The following is a 21,013-nucleotide window of genomic DNA, read 5'->3' on the forward strand; positions in this document are numbered from 1 at the left end:
GCATGACAACACGATGCCGGGCAGCAGGCCGCACGGATGGTATACGGGGGTGCTCAGAGCTTGAGATCGGCCAGGTTCCAGACAGAGGTCTCTGCGAACACCCCCGCTCCGTTGACCGCGAAAGCGCTGACAACAAGGCTGTCGGGCCGTGGATAAATCCGGCTGCTCAGACTATGCGCGCCGTCGTCGACGAAAACCTCAATGGACGAGCGATCGAGAAAAATTCGCAATGCGATCTGCGTTTGTTCTGGTGTCACAGGTACGCTACGGACACCGCTCACGCCAGCTCCCGAGTATTGTCTGTCGAGTACCAGGCGGCGGGCCATGGCATCGAAATACAGCAATGTCCGTTCCTGCTGGTCCTCGCTACAGCGCAGCGCCAAGCCAAAGCGCTCGGCTGTGCTGCCGGCCAGGTCCAGTTCGAGCTCAAACTCCAGCAGAGCACCACGAACTTCAAGTGTACGGCTCTGCGACTCGACCTTCCCTATGTCCAGCGTTTGTCGTGACTGCCGTAGCGCTGTCAGCTCACGTGCCGGACGCATGCGTAGCCGGTCGCCGTCGCGGCTCACTTCTCGCGGCAACGACAGCGCCCCGCACCAGTGCTGTTCTTGACTCGGCATAGGGCTGTCCCACATGTCCATCCATGCCCAGAGCAAGCGGCGTCCGTCCGGAGCCAGCAGGGTCTGTGCGGCATAGAAATCGTGTCCGTGGTCGAGCTCGCGAAGCCTGCTGCTGTCGATGAAGCAACCGGAGTTGTCCAACTGGCCCAATCGATAACTGTTCTGAAATTTGTTCCAGTTGTCGTACCCACTGGGCTTCAGACCTTGCGGCGAGTACAGAAAAACGTCACATCCATCCAGTTCGAATACGTCCGGACACTCCCACATGTAACCGTCAGACTCGCGTTGGCCGTCCAGGGCACAGCCAAGGTAATCCCAATGATGCAGGTCATCGGAGCGATAGAGCAAAAGCTGCGGGTCGTTCCCTTGACGAGCGCCAAGCGCCATCCACCATTGGTCTGCGCGCCTCCAGACCTTCGGGTCGCGGAAATGCATGATGTCCGGATGCGGTGGCGTTTCGATCACAGGCCCATGCTTGGTGAACGTGATGCCATTCGTGCTGCTGGCCAAGCACTGGACCTGGTGAATTTTTTGGTCATTGCCCGGCTCCCCTAACCAGGTGTGCCCAGTGTAGATCAGATAAAGCGTATCGCCGGCAACGACAGCCGACCCTGAAAAACAACCGTCTCGATCGTAGGTGTCGCTGGGAGCCAATGCGATGGGCAGGTGCTCCCAATGCACCAGATCGCTGCTCTTGGCGTGCCCCCAATGCATCGGCCCCCACTGCGCCGAGTAAGGGTGATGCTGGTAGAACACGTGGTATTCGCCTTGAAAAAAGACCAGCCCATTTGGATCATTCATCCATCCGGCCGGGGGCGACAGGTGATAGCCGAGGCGATAGTCGTTGCCGCGTTCGGGCAGTTTTTTTTCGATGGCGCGATGCGCTTCGTCCAGCAGTGCAGCGTGCATGGTTTGATCCTTACTAGGGTTCGTAACGGTTGGCTGATTGAGCGATAGCAGGCAGCTCTATCGAATCAAGAGCTCTTGCCCGGGATGATTGGCGGGCCGGGTCCGCGCGTAACAACGACCATGACAGCAGCAGGCAACTGCCTACCAGGCCAGCCATCAGTACATAAACGCTCGAGAAGCCAACATGGTCGTAGCCGTATCCCACCAGCGGCGACAGCAGCATCGCGGTCAATTGCTGGGCGAACTGGAACCCCACCAGGTAGATCGAGGCCGACAGCCGCGAATCAAAATTGAAGGAAATGTATTTGAATACCGAGACCAGCAGTATCGGGACTTCAAGGGCGTGCAACATCTTGCAGGCGGCGATGGTCCAGGCTTCCGTTGCCAGCCCGGAGCCAAGAATACGGACGAACATGATGCTGCCCGCCAGTATCAATCCATACTTGGCGCCTGTACGACCGACCACCCATGGCGCGAACAACATCAAGACGGCCTCGAGCAGAACCTGGGATGAATTCAGGTAGCCATAGGCTCGGGTGCCCTCCTCCGGGGTTGGGAAAAACGAGGAGAAATACACGGGGAACTGCTGTTCGTAGATCATGTAGATTCCACAAACCCCGGTCAGGTACAGGCTGAATGCCCAAAAGCGCGGCAGTGTCAGCAACTTCCAAAGATCGTTCAGCCGCACCGGCACAGCCGCTTCGCCACCCGCTTGCGCTTCTGGTTTGTTGAACCGCTTCAGATCCAGGCGGAACAGGATCAGCAAGAACACGACCCCAGCGGCGCTGCTCATGTAAAACGCAATGTCCGGGTCAATGTTGAAGACCACCCCGACGACGCCCGTCGCACTTGCCCAACCCAGCGAACCCCACATTCTGGTGGTGCCAAACTCGAAGCCCGCGTGACGCGACAGTCGCTCCGTATAGGACTCGATGACGCCCACTCCCGCGAGCATGGAAAACGCCAGGAAAGCCGCGCCGACCACGGCCCCCAACACCACGTTCTGGGCCAACAGGTTGGCGTATACGTAGATCGCAAATGGGGCCGAGGCGCAGAGCAGTACACCAATCCATACCAGCAGTTTTTTCGACAGGCCGAGCCGATCCTGGAGAGCGCCATAGAACGGTTGAATCAGCAGTGCCGCAATGGCGTTGGCGGCAAAAATAAACCCGGTTTCCGTTCCATTCAGACCGATGACTCGATGAAGCCATATCGAGAACAGCGAGTAGCTGGATGACCACGAAAAAAAGAAAAAAAACAGCAAACCACTGATGAGCCAGTACTCACGTTTGACTGATAGCTGCATGTGACGACCCTCTTGTTTTTATTTAAGTTAACGTTAACATCGCAATGCATTACGCGTCCTCTCCCTGCTCGCTGTCAAGTGGTACCGAGTGACAAGGGTGGGGATAAGGACCTGTTCAAAAGGTCTTTGCAGTACCCGAATACAAAAACAAGAGGGTTACCTATGAGTGCTGTGGTCTGTCGGCCCTTGGCTGGCTTTTCCTTGCTTTTTCTCTCCACTCAACTGCTCGCCGCGCCGGCGCAAAGCATCGAAGAACGTCTTGCCAGACTTGAAGCCAGAACCTCCGTCGCCGAGGCCCGTGTCTTGGTGGCCGAAGCTGACGCAGCCCGATTGCGCAAGGAAGTCGAGCAACTCAATAAGCAAATCGCCATCCCTCCCCCGATAACCGAGTCTTCAGCTTCAGTCAGTTCGACCGAGCCTCTGAGCGATGGCTTCACCTTTGGTGGATATGCCCGATCCGGGATAATGACCAACGGATCAGGTGCCGGTCATGGCGGCCCCTATGTGACCCCCGCCGGCTCCGTAGGTGGGGCCGTTGGCAGGCTTGGCAATGAAGTCGATACCTACGTGGAGGCGAAGTTTTCAAAGACAAACCAGGCCAGCAACGGTACGCGCTCCAAATACACGCTGATGCTCGCCGATGGGGTGGAAACGCCTAACGACTGGACGGCGGCTGAGAGCTCGCTCAATGTGCGGCAGGTTTACGCCGAGCTTGACCATCTGGCTTCCTTTCGCGATAGCCCTCTGTTACGCGATGCAACCCTGTGGGCTGGCAAGCGCTTTGATCGGGATAACTACGACATCCATTGGCTCGACAGAGGGATCGTGTTCCTTGCCGGGACCGGTGGCGGTATCTACGACGTGCGTCTGACCGATGACTGGCGCATCAATGCATCGCTGATGAGCCGTTCCTATGGCGACTTCGGTACTGAGGAAAACAAGGACATCAGGAGCTATGTTGCCACCCTCAATCAATTTTTCGATGAGGGTCGCTGGCAAATCATGCTCAATGGCATTTCCTCGGGCCAGAACGATGCCAGCCTGAACGAGAAGAGCAAACAGGCATTCGCCACAGATACCCGGGTGAACAAGGCAGGGTTCAGCCCTGCCGAAAGCGGTTCGCATGGCATGCTCGCCTACCATCGGCCAGACTTTTTCGGCCGTGAGGGCTACTTCAAAGCTGCGCTGCTGTATGGCAAGGGTTTGGGGGCGGAGGTCAACAGCATCGGTGCCGATGGCGACCTGCTGGACGAGGCTCAGACAGTGCGACTGGCGCTCTATGGCCATACTCGCCTGAATCAGGATTGGCGCATCGCACCCGCGATGATTGCCGAGCACAGCAAGGATCGCTATGTCCCCGGCGACGACTATCGCTATGTGACGCTCAACCTGCGCTTGGCCAACGAACTGACCAGCAACTTCGAAATGCAATATGAGCTGAGCTGGCAGACGATGGACCTGAATGCGCTTGGCTATAAGGGCCGACAAACAGCCAATGGCGACTACTGGAAACTCACGTTCGCGCCCACGTTCAAGATGCAAACCGGAGACTTCTTCACTCGCCCTGAATTGCGCCTGTTTGCCACGTATATGAACTGGTCCAGGGACCTCGATAACTTTAGCGCCACAGACGACTTTGGTCAGAAGGGCTTCAAGTCTGGCGGGGTCTGGCAATTCGGAGTGCAGATGGAGACGTGGTTCTAGGAACCTTGGAAATACTGACCTCTCAGCTGTTGAGGTCTATATCGGCGACGCCGAGACCTCAACAAGACTTGAGCTGAACGCAATACCTCGCCTTTACACCCAGCGTCTGAACAGCACGCTGGCATTTACCCCACCGAAACCGAAACCATTGGAGAGTGCATAGTCCATGGGCAATTGCCTGGCTTGACCGCGAATCAGGTCAAGGCCTTCGGCGGCGGCATCAGGGTGCTCCAGATTGAGCGTCGCGGGAGCCACCTGATCGCGCAGCGCAAGGACAGTGAAGATCGCTTCAATACCTCCCGCAGCGCCCAGCAGGTGGCCCGTCGCGGATTTGGTCGAACTGATGGCCAGCTTACTATCCTTTCCGAACAGAGCCTTGATGGCCGAAAGCTCGCCATGGTCTCCCACCGGGGTTGAAGTGGCATGTGCGTTCAGGTGCTGAACCTGGGATGGCGCCACTCCGGCCTGGCGCAAAGCTTGTTGCATGGCCCGGCGGGCGCCGTCGCCATCTTCCGGGCCGGCGGTCATGTGATAGGCGTCGGCACTGGTGCCATAACCCACCAGTTCGGCGATTGGTTTGGCGCCGCGTGCCAGCGCATGCTCCAGCTCTTCTATAACCAGCAGGCCAGAACCTTCGCCCATGACGAATCCGTCGCGCGCCTGATCGAAGGGCCGGGAGGCGCGCTCTGGAGTGTCGTTGAAGTCGCTCGAGAGCGCCCGCGCCGCGGCGAACCCCGCCAGGCTGACTCTGTGGATGCATGCCTCTGCACCGCCGCAGAGCGCAACGTCGATTTCTCCCGCACGAATCATCCGGGCCGCGTCTCCGATGGCTTGGACGCCAGCGGCGCAGGCAGTCACCGGAGCCCCCAGTGGTCCCTTGAAACCGTACCGAATCGAAACATGGCCGGCGGCCATATTGCTGAGAAATGAGGGGATGGTGAAGGGCGACAGACGCCTGGGTCCCTTACTGTCCGTGGTACGCACGGCTTCAGCAATGGCGGGAAAACCTCCAACACCGGACCCTATGATCGTTGCTGTGCGCTCCTGCGCCTCAAGTGTGCCTGGTGTCCAACCTGCCTGTGCCAGGGCCTCATCAGCGGCCGCCATGGCGAACAGAATGAAACGATCCATTTTGCGCTGCTCTTTGGGGGACAGCAGTTGATCTGGATCAAAGCCGGCTTCCGGGTCTTGCGCGCGGTCCGGGACCTGGCCGCCGATGCTGATCGACAAGTCGCCGATCAACTCCGGCGGCAACTGACGGATCCCTGACTGCCCAGCGAGCAGGCGTTGCCATATCTGCTCGACTCCGCACCCAAGTGGGGTCAGCGCGCCCATGCCTGTGACGACGATGCGTTTATTCATGACGGTCCAGCTCCTTCAGGTTATTGAGTGGTTATTGGCATATGGACGTAACTATCATCATGAAAGTAACATGCCGGACCGACAAATGTATGACCCCATCACAGGAGCCGCTCTATGCAGCGAAAAACACTGACCCATGCTGAATGCCCGGTCGCCCGCAGCCTGGAGCGAGTTGGCGAGTGGTGGAGTATTTTGATCATGCGCGATGCCTTGCATGGCCTGAGACGGTTCGACGAATTTTCCCGCAGCTTGGATATTGCCCCGAACATGCTCACCCGGCGCTTGAATTCCCTGGTGGAAGCCGGCCTGCTCGAACGTGAACCTTACAGCCAGCGTCCGCTGCGCTACCAATATGTGCCGACCGCCAAAGGCGAGGATTTTTGCGTGGTGCTCATGGCATTCGTGGCTTGGGGCAATCGCCATTACGCGCCGGAAGGGGAAAGTGTGCAGATCGTCGAGCGCGAAACCGGGCGACCGTTGCAACTGATGATGGTGGATATCGCTGACGGCCATCTGGTGCCTTTGGATCAATGCACAGTGCAGGCAGGGCCTGCCGCCAGCGTGGGCATGCGTCAGCGGCTGGGAAATAGAGTCTCTATGGCCTGATGTTGCCAGGTCAATTGCCTTCAGCCAGAGCATCCTCCCGTAAATGCTTGATGACCTGCTCGATGAAAACGCTGATCGCGCGCGGCACCTGTCGACGGCTGGGATAGACGATGTACAAGCCGTTGTTGAAGCGCCCGTGATCGGGCAAAACCTGAATCAGCCGCCCGGTATGCAAAGCCTCGCGCAAAATTGCCATCGGCAACAGGCAAATACCCAAGCCAGCAACGGCCGCCTTCAGCTGGGCGTGCGCGGTGTTGGCACTGATCCGGCCCGTCACCTCGACGCTGAGGGGCCCTTGTGGCCCGTCGAGATTCCAGGCGGTACGCGGTGCCTGCCTGGAGGGTCGAATGCATTCGTGCATCGCAAGCGCCTGCACCGTCTCCGGCGTACCGTGAGCCTGTAAGTAACCGGGGCTGGCCGCCAACACCTGGCTTCCGGTGCCGACCCTTCGCGCTACCAGGCTCGAATCTGGTAAATCGCCGCCTCTGATGGCGACATCTATCCCTTTGTCGATCAGGTCATCCCGGCTATCGCTGAGCAGAAAGTCCAACTGCACGCCCGGGTACTGCTGAAGGAACTCGGCTACCCAGTCCATCAGATAGACGTCGAAAAAATCGGCAGGTGCTGCTACCCGCACGGCGCCAGTCGGTTCCTGGCTCTCCCCTGCCAGATGGCGAGCCGCCTCTATCAAGTCATTGACCTGGACGGCACTGCGGTCGTGCAAGGATCGTCCTGCGTCGGTAAGCACCAGTTTACGTGTGGAGCGCTGCAACAAACGCACCCCCAAATGTTCTTCCAGCTGACTTACACGACGACTTAGGGTATTGGCGGGCATGCCCATGCGCCGCGCCGCGCCGCGCTGGCAAAACTGCCTGCCTGTACCACCTGAACAAACATCGCAACTTCATTGAGATCCAGCACCGCATTACTTCCATAAATGGACGGGTTCAAGCCAACTATAGCCGCTTATCAACGTATAACCGGCTGGATACGCTTGCCTTAACTTCGTAAAACTATTCAGCAAGGGTGCTATATGACACTTTCAACAACGACATCGAGTCCCCTCACCTCGCCTCGAAACCCTACCTCGCGCGAAATCAACCTGCGCACCCGAGGTCATGGGCACGGGCCCATTATTCGGCTCATGAGTCCCTCGGACCTGGGCCAGTTACTCAAGCCGTTTGTGTTTCTCGATCTGTTCGAAGCGGATGCCTCGTTCACTGGCAACATGCCGCTGCATCCTCATTCGGGGATCGCGACCATTACCGTGATCACTGAAGGCAACCTGCACTTTGACGATCCGGACGCAGGTTCCGGATTCATTGGCTACGGCGGAGTCGAATGGATGCGCGCAGGCGCGGGTGTCTGGCATGGCAAAGAAATGTCTGCCGGCACCTCGGCGCGGATCCAGGGGTTTCAGCTTTGGATTGCTCTGCCCGCTGACCTGGAAAGCGCACCGGTCGAGAGCCAGTACCTGGAAGCGCATGCCATCCCACAGGCTGGGCCGGCCCGCGTAATCCTCGGCGACTATCAGGGCATTCGCAGTCCTGTACGTGCGCCCTCAGGTGTGAATTATCTACTGGTCACACTGGCTGCAGGCCAAAGCTGGGAGTACCAGCCACCGTCTGGGCACGAGGTGCTTTGGCTCAGTGTCAGTCGGGGAGCGGTTCATTCGCCGGAGCTTATCCGGGCGGGAGAACTTGTCGCCTTCACGCCGGGTAACGGTACATTGAAACTCGAGGCCGGGGATCAGGAAGGCGCGGTGTTTGTGCTGGGGTCGGCGATTCCTCACCCGCACGACCTGAAGATGGGTAACTACTCCGTGCATACCAGCCTGGAAGCGTTGAAAGCCGGAGAGGCAAAGATTGCGGAGTTGGGCAAACGTCTGCAAGCAGAGTCCGTGCAGCGGTCCGGATCGGTTTCAGTTCCGATCTACAAATGACGCCACCTGGAGCGTGATACACCCGCTCTGCACGCTGTCGCGAAAACAGGTCAGTCGTATTCCGCTTCCTGATGTTCTCCCAACAGGCGCCGTTGACGTGGCGTCGCGGCAGCCAGCACGTTGGGGTTGAAGCGCCAGTGCAGGTAAGGCGAGAACTTCTGCGCCACCATGCGCCGGCCGTAGTGCACCTGCAACAGGTAGCGCACGCGGTCGAGCGTTAGATTGTCGCTACCGGCGTGCCACAGCTCACTCCGTAATATCAAAACGTCCCCGGCCCGACACAGCACTGGCGTCGCGGTACAGCCATGCCACTGGTTTTCGCCGCGAGCAGGCGGCCGCCCTGCTCGGTGGCTACCGGGGATCACCCGAGTGGGACAGAGGTCAGCGTCGATATCGTCAAGGTAGAGATGCGCGGTGCATATCTGCATCGGCAACTCGAAGGCGGGGTCGGCCAGCAGGCTTTGCGGCAACTCCATCACCAGGTAATCCAGATGCAATTGGGCCCCAACGAAGCCGGGATGGCAGCGCCAGGCGGTCTGGCCAATGATGTGACAATCGTCTCCCAAGGCAGCCTCGGCCAGTTCGATGATCCCGCTCAGGTCGAGAAACGGCAGCCAAAACGGGTCGCGGTTGAACACGCACTTGTAATGATCAAGCAGGCCGCTGTAGTCCCAGTGCTCGGGTTCAAGGCCATCGATGGCATTGCGCAGCGTGGTAATTTGGGCGTCATCCAGCACACCGGGCAGCACCACGAAACCTTCTCGGTGCAAGGCCCGCAGACGGCTGGCGGTCAGTGATGAAAAACGCTCGGTGGTGTCCATATTGTGCACCCGGCAAATGCGCAAACTCCCACTCATACTGGCACTGTGCGGGGTGCTTCGCCACGTTTGCGTCCTGACGAAGTCTGAACGAACGCGCCTATCGTGCAGTGTCGTCATGAGGCTTATAGAAGAGAAATTTTTTGGTCTCGGCGGTCTTGATGTATTTCCTGGCCCAGTCGGGCTTCACATGCCTGGCGTGGAAATACATAGCGCCATGGGTTCGGTCCGTGAGTTGGTGGTTGAGCGCTTTTCGCGCTATTTCCGTGGCAATCACGTAGGGAGTGTCTTCGTCGGCATGTTCCGAACGCCGATCACACCACCATGAAAACTGACAGGCATGCTTTTCCGAGCCTTGTTTGACCACCTCGCACACCGTACCTGGAAAGCCTTCATGGCCGAGCCGGTTCAAAACAACATTGGCGACGGCTTCCATGTCGGCCGATTCCCCACCTTTTGCCTCCCAGAAAATCGTGCGTGAAAGACAGGTGATTGCATCGTTCAAAGGTGCTTTGCCTGCCGGATCGACCGCCTGCGCTTCAGTAGGCGTGATCGTCTCGGCTTTAGACACAGGTGCCACGCTGCCCTTTTCTGCAGTCTTCTGCTCCAGGACCTGCGCCTTGTCCACCGCCACTTCCTTGTTTTGCTCTTGGTCAGCCGCGCTCGCCTGGCCCCCGAGAAGGGCTATTGCGAGGCAGGTTGCTATCCAGATCAGGCGCATGGTCGAACCTTCTGACTGAGTCAGGTTGGCGACTCCGCATATTGCGGTCGACACCGTACCAGTCCAATCATTCCAACAGACTGACAGCTGGCAACAATTGCCGCTGCGCATCAACCCGACCGTCCGCTCATTCCTCTGCTTTGTGCGCGGATATGCCGACGACGGGGAACTCCTGACTGCCGCGACACCTCCAAAATTATGTAACACATCCGTTGCTTCACCCTTTCGGAGGACGCCGTCATGCGTCGTACACTTGTCATCTCTTCGCTAATACTTTGTTGTCTGCCCTTTGGTTCGGCCTTGGCCCGAGTGGATGCGGGCGATGTCGCCACCTCGGCAGGGGTTTCCGCATCGCTGTACTCAACGTTCAAGGACCACAAAATGGTCGTTTCCGCACGCGATGACGCCTCTAGCTTCGTGGCGAGTGGAGGCGCAATTCGCGGCGCCTATCTGGAGTCAGAGTTGAAACAGATTCGACTCGAACATCCAGACCTCAAGGCCAGCGACGCAGATCTGGCCCAAGCGATCCTCATTCAAGCCGAGGCACCTGCTGGGCGCTAAAGGTGTACGCACCTCAGTGGTGGCCTTGGGTGTTCACCGGGATGTCGGCAGCTTGCCCGAATGGCCCGTCGATACGTCAGGCTACTCCCATAAGTTGCAACACCACCCTGAACTGGCTGCGTTTGCACCGATGACCCGCGAAGCGCAAGCCAAGGTCCGCGAAGCCGAAGCAGTAAAGCAATCGGACTGGAACTGGGAACTCGATTACCAGCATCGAGGTCGTCAGTTCGGCGATATGGTCAGCGTGCAGTTTTCATGGGACCTGCCACTGTTTCCTGACTCCCGGCAAAACCCGAAGATTGCGGCCAGGCACGCTGAACTCAACCAGATCGAGGCCGAGCGCGAGGCTCTTTCACGAGAGCATACCCAGCAACTGGAGGACGAACTGGCCGACTATGAACGTCTGAATCGTGCTGTGCGCCGAAACCAGGAAAGCCTGTTGCCGCTGGCCAAGGAAAAGGTCGAACTCAGCATGGCCAGCTACCTTGCCGGCAAGGGCGATGTGAGCTCAGTTGTTACCGCCTGCCGTGAACTCATCGAAGCCCGCCTCATGCAGATTGACGTTGAAGAGCAACGTGCTCTCAAGAGTGAATGTGTAACGGGACGAGGCAGGGTCGATAACACCCGAATCGGGGAGAAATCCGACTGCGTGTACCGCCCCCTGCCAGGGGGCGGCTTGCGGACAGTCCTCGCTCAATACTGCGAAGCCAATTGAACACATTTGATCGCTAGAATAGTGGTCGGGTCCACCAGCGCGACAGTGTGTTCACGTATTTTGAAATCGTCGCAATGGCTCAAGACCAGCGGCAGTTCCGTGCATCCCAGAATCAGCACATCCGCCCCCAATTCGCACAGATGTTCTGCGGCAAGCAGTAGCTGATCCTTGCAAAGCCCGTCGACAAAACCTGCCTTGATCCCACGTTCTCCGTAAATCGCATTCATCACCAGCCCCTGATAATCGAAGCCCGGAGTGATCAGTTGCAAACCGGCGAGCCGTGCAGCGTCATGATAGACCCGGCTCTGGATCGTGCCGGAGGTGGCCAGGAGTCCAATTGTTTTGCCTGAACCATATCGCTCAGCGATAGCGTCTATGGTTTCGCTGAGCATATTGATAATAGGAACCCGCAGGTAAGACTGGATACGTTCGACGAACGCGTGCGCGGTATTGCACGGGATCGCAATGGCGTTTGCACCAAAACTCTCAAGCCGTTTGCAGGCGGCATACATGGCCATGGTTGGATCAGTTTCATTGAACAACAGGTTCGCGGTTCGGTCCGGAATCTGGGGGTTCTGTTCGACTACCATCTTGATGTGTTCTTGATCCCGGCCAGCAGGTGTATGCCTGACCACCTTGGCCATGAAGTCCACGGTCGCCGCAGGGCCCACGCCTCCCACGATGCCAAGCTTGAACGGTGGACGAGCAGTTTGATTCTCTAGACGCGTCGCCACCGCAGCGTATATTTCATTCACATCGAGCAGCTTCACCCCCCGACGTTGCAGGTCGGCACACACCAGCGAGAGCTCTGTCATCCCCGGTACGATCAGGCTCGCACCCTGGTTTTGCAGCGACAGGCAGGCCTGATACACACACTCCAACGGGACACCCTCCAGCTGTCCGTCCTTGATCCCGTCGACACCGTACATCGCCTCCATCATCGCCGACTGATCCTGCTCAGCGGGATAGACCAGTTGGAAGTCAGCCCCAAGGTATCGCTCAAATAACCCTGAGTGACGAACGTAGTCCGAGGCCAGGACCCCTAGCGTGCTGCCCGGATCTGCAACATGGCGGATGTTCTCGCTCAGGGCCGCCATCATGTCCAGGATGGGAACGCCCAACTCCTCCTGGATCTCCTCCCGGAAGGTGTGGCTCGCGAAGCACGGCAGCATAATCGCGTCCACCCCGCTCGCCTCAAACGATTGGCAGACTTGAAAGACATAGAACTTTCTGGAGGTCATGCTCGCGACCCTGTCCAGCGGTAACAGAATGTCCTTGAAGGGATGTTGCTCGAAGAGGAAGTGGTATCGACCTTGATCAGCCAGCACAGCTCTCGACTTGACCAGTTTGAAGAAAAGGTCGCCTCCAGCCAGGGAGCCAAGCCCGCCGACGATACCCAGTTTTCGGGTCAGGGATGGAGTGTTTGTTCGTTGGGATTGGGCTTTCATCATCATGACTCTCACACTGCAACCGAGGAAGCTCTTGATGCTGCTGACGCCTGGATAGCCGGCGCTTCTTCATCAACCTCCTCGGCAGGTTCCGATTTCGCGACGACAGCAGTGGCGATGCTGTTACCGACGACATTGGTCGCGGTCCTGGCCATATCAAGGAATTGGTCGATACCGAGAATCAGCAAAATGCCCGCTTCAGGAAGGTTGAACATCGGCAGCGTTGCCGCCACCACCACAACCGAAGCTCTCGCGACACCGGCCATGCCTTTGCTCGTCACCATCAATGTCAGCAATATCAGCAGTTGTTGGGTAAAGCTCAGCTCAACGTTATAGGCCTGGGCGATGAACATGATTGCAAACGCCTGGTACATCATCGAACCGTCGAGGTTGAACGAATACCCCAATGGCAGCACAAAGCTGGACACCCGTTTCGGAGCGCCGAACGTCTCCAGGGCTTCCATGGTTTTCGGGTAGGCCGATTCGCTACTTGCCGTGGAAAACGCCAACAGGATCGGTTCCTTTATCAGCTTCCCCAAGGTAAAAACCGAACGACCGAGAAACAGATAACCTGCGCCGAACAGCACCGCCCAGAGGATAGCGATGCCCAGGTAGAACTCGGCGATCAGCTTGCTGTAGTCCAGCAACAAGCCAAGCCCTTCAGTGGTGATCGCGGACGCAATAGCGGCGAACACTCCGATGGGCGCAAAGGCCATGACATAGTCGGTGATCTTGAACATTACCTTGGCCAGCTCATCCACCCCCTTGGTGATCTGCGTGAAACCCGCTTTTTTCACTGCGGCCAGTGCAAAACCGAAAAACAGTGAAAACACGACGATCTGCAAGATCTCGTTGTTGGCCATCGCCTCGGCAATGCTGCGCGGGAAGACGTGACTGATAAACACCTTGAGACTGAAGTCACCAGTGTTCACCGCCAACGGCGTGGTGCCCACCTGACTGACTTGCAGATCAAGCCCGGCACCCGGCTGGAACACGTTCACCAGTAGCATGCCAATGAAAAGTGAAACCACCGACGCGGTGATGAACCAGGCCATCGCTCTCGTGCCGATGCGCCCCACGGATCTCGAACTGCCCATGCTGGCGATACCGCCAACCAGTGTCGCAAACACCAGTGGTGCGATGATCATTTTGATCATGCGAAGAAAGATGTCGGTGACCATCGAAAAGTAGCTAGCGATTTCTTTCGCAGACTTGGCGTCTGCTGCGAAATGGTGGCAAAGCCAGCCAACGAGCACGCCCAATGCGATGCCGTAGGCGATTTGCCGAGGGAGTCTATTGTTCTTCACGGTGTTTTCCTCAAGTCGTGTTATTGGTTTTTTGCTTGGCAGGAGACAGAATCGAAATGCCCGGGTGCTCTGCGGCGGCGGGCTGCATGATCGATTCTATGAAGAGCGCGATAGGGAGATGATGAGTAATCGCCATATCCCGATGCGGTTTTGGAATAGTTTGTGAAATGTCGCGAAGACCAGGTATCAGAGGCGTAGAATTTTGCGCAGCACAGCTGGAGGCGGCGTCATGCAAATCAAGTGGTTAGACGATCTATTGGCAATCGCTGAGTGCAAGAATTTCTCCCGGGCAGCCGAGATTCGATGCGTAACCCAATCGGCATTGTCGAGACGGATTCGCTCTTTGGAGGATTGGGTGGGTGTCGAACTGGTCGATCGGGGCACCCACCCGATTCAATTGACGCTGGCAGGTCGAACCTTTTGCGAACAAGGACGCGAAGCCCTGGCCGCATTGCTTGAATTGCGTTCAGCGCTCAGGCAAGAGGAACGAATGCCAGGGCGTTCTATTCAGGTCACTGCCGGGCACAGCCTTTCGATGACCTTCCTGCCCAAATGGCTGAGCCGCTTTCAACAGCACAATGCGCATTTCAATGCACGTGTCGTGGCGGCCAATATCCATGACGCGGTCATCGCATTGGCCGAGGGAAACTGCGATCTGATGATCGTCTACCATCACCCTCAAGCGCCTATCCTGCTTGATGTCGAGAAGTTCGTAAGCCTGACCTTGGGGCACGACTCGTTCATCCCCCTGTGCGCCCCGAATCGTCGGGGTGAACCGTTGCATCGGCTGCCCGGAAAGGCCGGAAAACCCGTCCCGCATCTTGCTTATACCACCACGACTTTTTTAGGGCGCGTTGCCGATATCGTTATCAAGAACGCCCCTGTTCCCTGCGTGCTTTCCCGTTGCTATGAAGCCGATATGGCGATGCTGCTCATGCGGATGGCAATCGAGGGCTACGGCGTGGCGTGGTTGCCCGAAAGTGCTGTGACGGAAGAACTGGAACGCGGGCAACTCGTCAGAGCCGGTGGCAACGAGTGGAGCGCTGAGCTCGAAATCCGCTCGTATTGTTCGAAAGCCAATCGGAATCCGACCATGCTGGAACTGTGGAAAACGCTGGAGAAAGCTTCACACAGTGTCTCTGTCTAGCATCGACGGGCTGTGACGACGTTCATTCGAGCTCATGCCGCCAAGCGCAGGCCAGCCCGCCCGCCGCGCATTGCCACCTATACTCAAATCCACCTCCCCTCTCGGGGCCTGCACTGCCAACAATAAAAAGCAGAGGTGGCACATGGTCTGGCAGCAAGTCTACGATCCTTTCGGTAACCCGGTGGTCTCGACGCTCATGGCGGCGTTACCGGTGGTAGTGATGCTCACGTCCCTGGCGTTTTTCCATGTGAAGGCGCATCTGGCGGCATTGCTGGCGCTGAGCACGGCCTTGCTGATTGCGATCTTTGCCTTTGGCATGCCGGCGAACATGGCCGGTTCCGCCGCGCTGTTAGGCGCCGCCACGGGTCTGCTGCCGATTGGCTGGATCGTGCTCAACATCATCTTTTTGCATCGGCTGACCACTGAGAACGGTTCGTCCAAAGTCCTGCAAGACTCCCTCGCGCGCATCACCGACGATCGCCGTCTGCAATTACTGCTGATCGCCTTTTGCTTCGGTGCGTTCTTCGAAGGAGCCGCCGGGTTCGGTACGCCGGTGGCGGTGACCGGGGCCATTCTGATCGGGCTGGGTTTCTCGCCCCTGGCTGCGTCTGGCCTGGCGTTGATCGCCAACACCGCGCCGGTGGCGTTCGGTGCCTTGGGCACGCCGATCATCACCTTGGCCAAGGTCACCGGGCTGGATGAAATGGAACTGTCGATGATGGTCGGCCGGCAACTGCCATTCTTCTCGGTGCTCGTGCCGTTCTGGTTGATCTGGGCCTTCGCCGGCTGGCGCAAGATGCTGGAAATCTGGCCAGCAATTCTGGTGGCTGGGGTCAGCTTCGCGGTGCCGCAATTTGTCGTCTCCAACTACCACGGACCGATGCTGGTAGACGTGATCGCCGCGCTGATTTCCATGGCCTGCCTGGCCGGTTTCCTCAAGGTCTGGAAACCCGCCCACGTGCACACCTCGGCCGCCTTGTCAGGGCGAGTCGACAACTCAAAAATAGATGAGTCCCAGGACGAAAAACCGCTGGCCAGCGCGACCTTTGCCAGCGATACCCGGTCCGCCGTCATGCGCGCCTGGATGCCCTGGATTATCCTCACGGTCTTCGTCTTCGCCTGGGGCACCCAGGGCTTTAAAAACATGTTCGACACCCGTCCCGCTATAGACCTGCAAACCCACTCGGCCAAGCTCGATCCCCAGGGCAAGCCAATGCGCGAGGCGAACCCGATCTTCGCACCGGCCCTGACCTTCACCACTCTGCACTTGCAGGTCGAGAAGGTTCCGCCCGTGGTGCCGCAGCCGAAAGCTGAGGAAGCGATCTACAAATTCACCTGGTTCACCAGCACTGGCAGCGGCATCTTGCTGGCGGCAATCCTCGGCGGGCTGCTGATGGGTTATTCCATCCCGCAACTGGTGAGCCAATACCTGCGAACGCTGTGGGTGGTGCGCTATTCACTCATCACCATCGCAGCGATGCTCGCCCTCGGTTTCATCACCCGCTATGCCGGCCTGGACGCAACCATGGGCCTGGCGTTCGCCGCCACCGGGATCTTCTACCCCATGTTCGGCACCCTGCTCGGCTGGCTCGGCGTTGCCTTGACCGGCTCGGACACGGCGTCCAACGTGCTGTTCGGCGGCTTGCAACGGGTGACCTCCGAGCAACTGGGCATCAGCCCGATATTGATGGCCGCCGCCAACAGTTCCGGCGGGGTCATGGGCAAGATGGTCGACGCCCAATCCATCGTGGTCGCCTCCACCGCCACCCGCTGGTACGGGCATGAAGGGGAAATCCTGCGCTATGTGTTTTTCCACTCCATCGTGCTGGCGATTCTGGTCGGTGGGCTGGTCACGTTGCAGGCGTATGTCGTGCCGTTCAGCCATTTGGTGGTGGGCGGGCATTGATCGACGCGGGGCTGGTTTTCTGCCTGTAGGCCCATGCCCGGGTTCTTCGTCCGGGCATGGATCTTGGCGCTCACCATCGCCCCGTCTTACACCAACCGCTCGATCTTCTGATGCTGCCAGACCATTTTGTAATACGCCGTCTGCAACATCAGCATCCCCAGATACGCCACCGGAAACGCCATCCACACCCCTTGCAATCCGAACCGCGCATCCAATAAATACGCCACCGGCAACTGCACCCCGACCACGCAAACGATCGCAATCGCCACCGGCACCATCACCGTGCCGCTGGCGCGCATGATGCCGCCGATGATCGCCTGGAAGCCGAACACCAGCAGGCTCCAGAGCATGATGTGCAACAGGTGTTCAGCCGTGGCCTGGGTGGATGGATCAGTGAGGAACAACCCCAGCAACCAGTGCGACAGCAGGTAACCGAGCACAATCAGGCCACCGGTCAGCCACACGTTGATCAACAGCCCCGTGCGCAGAATCGGCCCGATGCGTTCGATGCGCCCTGCGCCGATGGCCTGGGCGCCGAGGATCGACGCCGTGATCGCAATCGACAGCGCCGGGAATTGCACGTAATTGACGATCTGCGTCACCGCCCCATACGCCGCCGTCGCCTGGGAACCGTGCTGGTTCACCAGCGCCAGAATCACCAACTCCGACAACGACAGCACCACCATCTGCAACCCCGTGGGCAGACCGATGCGCAGCACCTTGCCGAGGATCTCCATGTCCAGCCGCATCGCCGCAAAAAACGCCCGATCCGGCGCCAACGGATGGCCCTTGCGAATCAACCGCCACGCCAGCCAGCCCATCGCCGACAGGTTACCCGCCAACCCGGCAAACGCCGCACTCTGAATTCCCATCGGCGGCAGCCCCAGCCACCCGAGAATCAACGCCGGCGTCAGCGCCAGTCCGACACACGTCGACACCACCAGCGCCAACAACGGCGACAGCGTATCGCTCACCCCTCGCAGCAATTGCGTGAACAACACAAACACCAACAGCGACGGCATGATCCACATCATCACCTGCGCATACGCCACCGCATCGTCCAGCACATCCACCGGCATCCCCAACCCCTGCAACGCCGGCCGCGCAAACACACTCCCCACCACCGCCGCCACCAACCCGATCATCGCCCCCAACAGCAACGTCGTCCCGGCAATGGCCTTCACCAACTGCGGCTCCCGCGCGCCCCACGCCTGGCCGATCAACACCCCGGCACCTGCGCCGAGGCCGATGACCAGAGCGATGAAGAAAAACACGATCGGGAACATACCGGACACGGCGGCCAGCGCCTGGGTGCCGAGCATTTGGCCGATGTAGATGCTGTTGACTGTGCCTGACATGGATTGGAGGAAGTTCGACAGGACCATGGGGGCCAGGAATAGGAGGTAGGTTTGCCAGAGGGGGCGCTGGGGGGTGGGGTTTTGCATGGAGGTTCCGTCTCGGGTGGGGATGCCGTGACGGGATTCTACGGGAGGGTGGAATGAGTAATGAACACAAATAATTGGGACCGACCTTGTACTCAGAATCGGTGGATCGTCGAGTCGATGACTCGCCATTCACGGGAGCCTGCATACGTTGACCGATGCCCATGCTCAACCCTTCGCCGGCACACAACACATCGCGCAACAGCGCGGGGTCGTTAGCTGCCTGTCACGAATGGGAGGTAACGACTGTGGATTCAACCAATCTGTTGCATCGACCGGTTGAATCCACAGCCGAAAACAGCCTGTCGTGAAGACCCTAAACATCGGAAGCGCTTGTCTCATACACTGTGGTCAGATTCCTCGGCCCGTTCTGGAGATTGCATGAAAGTTGGCGTGATTTCTGATACCCATGGTTTGCTCCGCCCCCAAGCCCTTGCTGCCCTGGAAGGATGCGAGCAGCTCATTCACGCTGGCGACATTGGTAGCCCCGAGATTCTTGATCGACTGGCATCTATCGCTCCATTGCACGTAGTACGGGGGAACAATGATAAAGGCGAACCATGGGCAGACAATCTCCCCGACCTTCTCCGATTCGACCTCAACGGATGGCGGACACTGTTGGTGCATGACATTGCCGATGTCCCAGTCGAACTAGATACAGACATAAAGCTGGTGATCACCGGTCACTCCCACAAGCCACGCATAGAATGGCGTGGGGAACAGCTATTTCTCAATCCTGGTAGCGCGGGACGACAACGTTTCAAGTTGCCAGTGACTCTGGCTCTGCTTGAGATAATTCCAACCTCAATTGAGCCTCTGCTGATCCACTTATTGGAGTGAATGTGCTGAGAGCTGCAGAGCGAGGGGCTGCAATCGACCCAGAGCAGCCCTTCGTGAAGGGCTGATATCGGCCATGACTTACCCATCCAACGCCGAACCATCCCCCTTGCCCACCGGCAGCAATCCAACCTCTCGGAACGCATATTTCGGGCGATACGCATTCGGTCCATTTTCCAAAAGGTTTGCCTTGATCAAGGCGGCATCCACACCGATTTCGTGTAACAACACAGCGTGATAAAGATACGCGAGAGCCTCGGATTTCTTCATGAGGTCGATCATGAATTCCCGGTAATCGCTCCCCTCCCGCTGACCGCCGAAATGCGACATGTCGTTCCGACGGTCGGCGCAAGATTTGCAAAAGACTTCCATCCGCTTGCGCTCGAAGCCGAGTGGCAATGCGGAAAGGACGTCCATCAATCGTTCTTTCAACGACGGTTCGCCCGCGTGTTTCAGTTGACCTTCGAGCCATCGCTTGTCATTGCTGCCACTGATTTGATCCAGTATCCGCTGGATCTTGGCATCGAGCTTGGTTTCCTTCGCCTTGTCTTTGTTCTTCCGGCGGTGCAATGACTCAAGCCCCCAGATCAGGTTCACAAATCGGTGCTCGACATACATCTTCATGCCGCGCCGGATGCCCAGATAGAGATAGAACCCCGGCCCGAACTCCTCCCGCTTACGGCGCAGCGCCGTCACGATCGAACCGAAGTTGCTCTTCACCTGAATGTAATTGACCCAGCATTCGTCCCACGTCGGAGTCTTGGTTGATCGCTCGAACCCTTCGTAATAATAATGGTAGGCCATCTTCCCGATGATCAACCGCGGCCATTCCAACGAAAATGTCGTTCCGGTTAGCAGGATAAATAGCTCCTGCAACCGCGCATATTCCTCTCGCATTTCGAGCAGCGTGCGCACCCGCTTCGGCTTGACCCGAAGGTTCACGCTTTCCACGAGATTGAGCTTGTCCATGCGATGCACGAACTTTCCAGGCCACGGACCAGTGATGTCGTAACGCATCGTCAAAGTGCCGTCGTCCAACTCATGGATATCGGCCTTGGGCACCCGATGTTTGGCCGAGATACTTTGCCGGGTTCGTTTGACCTCGATATTCCCCAGCCGCAACCACTCTTCCAGGCCAGTTAGCTCGACGTCAAGCGCGCTAAATCGGAGCGGGCGTGTGGCCGGTGGAAACGATCTATCCGTCACAAGGCAATGCGAGGCGGCGAACCCCTCGTGTGAAATGCCGTTGGAGCTAAACCGCCCGCCACGTCGTCGCAGACCTAGCAACAAAACGTTTCGGCCACTAGCCTTGAGCTTTCCTTGGATGGCTTTCTCCAACGGGAATTGCTGTCCCTGCGCCCCGATGCCCGCCATCGGACCGCCTTCGCTGCTTGCGAAATAGCCATCCAGTTCAAGATATGCCGCACCGTTCTCTTCAATGGTCAGAGTGCCAACAACGCAACTGTCCGGGGCAAATTGATTCGCCGGCAGAGGATCATCGTGCCACCAGAACAATCCCCGCTCTTCGAGTATTTTTTTTGTCATGCGTATCCCCGAATAATGCCCAGAAAACGGGCAGGTATTTATTGCGAGCTTACGACGAGTTCTCTTCTTCCTTCATTTTTTCAGAAGTTACGAACGTCTGCTTCGCATCACGGTGAA

General features: G+C 58.1%; 16 protein-coding genes and 2 pseudogenes. 8 read left to right on the plus strand and 10 right to left on the minus strand.

Annotated features, from left to right (window positions below; translation table 11 throughout):
* Positions 1 to 53: 53 nt before the first annotated feature.
* Both ACIPIN_RS02890 and ACIPIN_RS02895 read right to left on the minus strand, forming a co-directional pair.
* Positions 54 to 1,529, minus strand: coding sequence for a glycoside hydrolase family 32 protein (locus tag ACIPIN_RS02890; RefSeq protein ID WP_401115030.1), 1,476 nt, complete (start codon positions 1,527 to 1,529; stop codon positions 54 to 56).
* Positions 1,530 to 1,542: 13 nt separating this feature from the next.
* Complete coding sequence (locus ACIPIN_RS02895; RefSeq protein WP_401115033.1) at positions 1,543 to 2,835, minus strand: MFS transporter; 1,293 nt, start codon at positions 2,833 to 2,835, stop codon at positions 1,543 to 1,545.
* Positions 2,836 to 2,997: 162 nt separating this feature from the next.
* Here ACIPIN_RS02895 and ACIPIN_RS02900 point away from each other — a divergent pair, with 162 nt between their 5' ends.
* A complete protein-coding gene (locus ACIPIN_RS02900; RefSeq protein WP_401115256.1) occupies positions 2,998 to 4,539 on the plus strand; it encodes a carbohydrate porin in 1,542 nt (513 codons plus the stop codon).
* A 93-nt stretch (positions 4,540 to 4,632) separates the two neighbouring features.
* Here the strand turns inward: ACIPIN_RS02900 and fabF are convergent, their stop codons facing one another.
* Entirely contained in the window at positions 4,633 to 5,901 is a 1,269-nt protein-coding gene (gene fabF, locus ACIPIN_RS02905; RefSeq protein ID WP_401115036.1) for a beta-ketoacyl-ACP synthase II, read from the minus strand.
* Positions 5,902 to 6,015: 114 nt separating this feature from the next.
* Here fabF and ACIPIN_RS02910 point away from each other — a divergent pair, with 114 nt between their 5' ends.
* The gene (locus ACIPIN_RS02910) at positions 6,016 to 6,507 is read left to right on the plus strand and encodes a winged helix-turn-helix transcriptional regulator (protein WP_401115039.1); all 492 of its coding nucleotides are present in this window, start codon (positions 6,016 to 6,018) and stop codon (positions 6,505 to 6,507) included.
* Between the two features lie 10 nt (positions 6,508 to 6,517).
* Here the strand turns inward: ACIPIN_RS02910 and ACIPIN_RS02915 are convergent.
* A pseudogene (locus tag ACIPIN_RS02915) lies at positions 6,518 to 7,428 on the minus strand (LysR family transcriptional regulator).
* Positions 7,429 to 7,651: 223 nt separating this feature from the next.
* Here ACIPIN_RS02915 and ACIPIN_RS02920 point away from each other — a divergent pair.
* The gene (locus tag ACIPIN_RS02920) at positions 7,652 to 8,449 is read left to right on the plus strand and encodes a pirin family protein (RefSeq protein ID WP_401115042.1); all 798 of its coding nucleotides are present in this window, start codon (positions 7,652 to 7,654) and stop codon (positions 8,447 to 8,449) included.
* Positions 8,450 to 8,499: 50 nt separating this feature from the next.
* Here ACIPIN_RS02920 and ACIPIN_RS02925 read toward each other — a convergent pair whose 3' ends face one another.
* Both ACIPIN_RS02925 and ACIPIN_RS02930 read right to left on the minus strand, forming a co-directional pair.
* Positions 8,500 to 9,270 (minus strand): phytanoyl-CoA dioxygenase family protein, encoded by a 771-nt coding sequence (locus ACIPIN_RS02925; RefSeq protein WP_401115045.1) that lies wholly within the window; start codon positions 9,268 to 9,270, stop codon positions 8,500 to 8,502.
* A 97-nt stretch (positions 9,271 to 9,367) separates the two neighbouring features.
* Entirely contained in the window at positions 9,368 to 9,988 is a 621-nt protein-coding gene (locus ACIPIN_RS02930; RefSeq protein ID WP_401115048.1) for a cell wall hydrolase, read from the minus strand.
* A gap of 240 nt (positions 9,989 to 10,228) precedes the next feature.
* Here ACIPIN_RS02930 and ACIPIN_RS02935 point away from each other — a divergent pair, with 240 nt between their 5' ends.
* Together ACIPIN_RS02935 and ACIPIN_RS02940 are read left to right on the plus strand one after the other, a co-directional pair.
* Positions 10,229 to 10,549, plus strand: a complete 321-nt coding sequence (locus ACIPIN_RS02935) for a DUF2388 domain-containing protein (protein WP_401115051.1) — start codon at positions 10,229 to 10,231, stop codon at positions 10,547 to 10,549.
* Between the two features lie 37 nt (positions 10,550 to 10,586).
* Positions 10,587 to 11,138 (plus strand): annotated as a pseudogene (locus ACIPIN_RS02940) (TolC family protein); the annotation flags it as partial.
* Positions 11,139 to 11,242: 104 nt separating this feature from the next.
* Here ACIPIN_RS02940 and ACIPIN_RS02945 read toward each other — a convergent pair.
* Complete coding sequence (locus tag ACIPIN_RS02945; RefSeq protein ID WP_401115259.1) at positions 11,243 to 12,712, minus strand: aspartate/glutamate racemase family protein; 1,470 nt, start codon at positions 12,710 to 12,712, stop codon at positions 11,243 to 11,245.
* Between the two features lie 11 nt (positions 12,713 to 12,723).
* Complete coding sequence (locus ACIPIN_RS02950) at positions 12,724 to 14,019, minus strand: dicarboxylate/amino acid:cation symporter (protein WP_401115054.1); 1,296 nt, start codon at positions 14,017 to 14,019, stop codon at positions 12,724 to 12,726.
* A gap of 229 nt (positions 14,020 to 14,248) precedes the next feature.
* Between ACIPIN_RS02950 and ACIPIN_RS02955 the strand changes: the two genes are divergently transcribed.
* Positions 14,249 to 15,166: a LysR substrate-binding domain-containing protein gene (locus ACIPIN_RS02955; RefSeq protein WP_401115057.1), complete on the plus strand. Its 918-nt coding sequence runs from the start codon at positions 14,249 to 14,251 to the stop codon at positions 15,164 to 15,166.
* A 142-nt stretch (positions 15,167 to 15,308) separates the two neighbouring features.
* Positions 15,309 to 17,072 carry an L-lactate permease gene (locus tag ACIPIN_RS02960; protein WP_401115060.1) on the plus strand — a complete coding sequence of 588 codons (1,764 nt, stop codon included), beginning with the start codon at positions 15,309 to 15,311 and terminating at the stop codon, positions 17,070 to 17,072.
* A gap of 86 nt (positions 17,073 to 17,158) precedes the next feature.
* Here ACIPIN_RS02960 and ACIPIN_RS02965 read toward each other — a convergent pair whose 3' ends face one another.
* Positions 17,159 to 18,517, minus strand: a complete 1,359-nt coding sequence (locus tag ACIPIN_RS02965) for an MATE family efflux transporter (protein ID WP_401115063.1) — start codon at positions 18,515 to 18,517, stop codon at positions 17,159 to 17,161.
* 378 nt (positions 18,518 to 18,895) lie between these two features.
* Here ACIPIN_RS02965 and ACIPIN_RS02970 point away from each other — a divergent pair, with 378 nt between their 5' ends.
* Positions 18,896 to 19,354 (plus strand): metallophosphoesterase family protein, encoded by a 459-nt coding sequence (locus tag ACIPIN_RS02970; protein WP_401115066.1) that lies wholly within the window; start codon positions 18,896 to 18,898, stop codon positions 19,352 to 19,354.
* A gap of 78 nt (positions 19,355 to 19,432) precedes the next feature.
* On the opposite strand, the gene ACIPIN_RS02975 is transcribed toward ACIPIN_RS02970, so the two are convergent.
* On the minus strand, positions 19,433 to 20,896 hold the full coding sequence (locus ACIPIN_RS02975) for a HEPN domain-containing protein (RefSeq protein ID WP_401115069.1): 1,464 nt from the start codon (positions 20,894 to 20,896) through the stop codon (positions 19,433 to 19,435).
* Between the last annotated feature and the right edge of the window lie 117 nt (positions 20,897 to 21,013).

It is taken from the genome of Pseudomonas sp. NPDC087697 (assembly GCF_044743155.1).
Lineage (GTDB): Bacteria > Pseudomonadota > Gammaproteobacteria > Pseudomonadales > Pseudomonadaceae > Aquipseudomonas.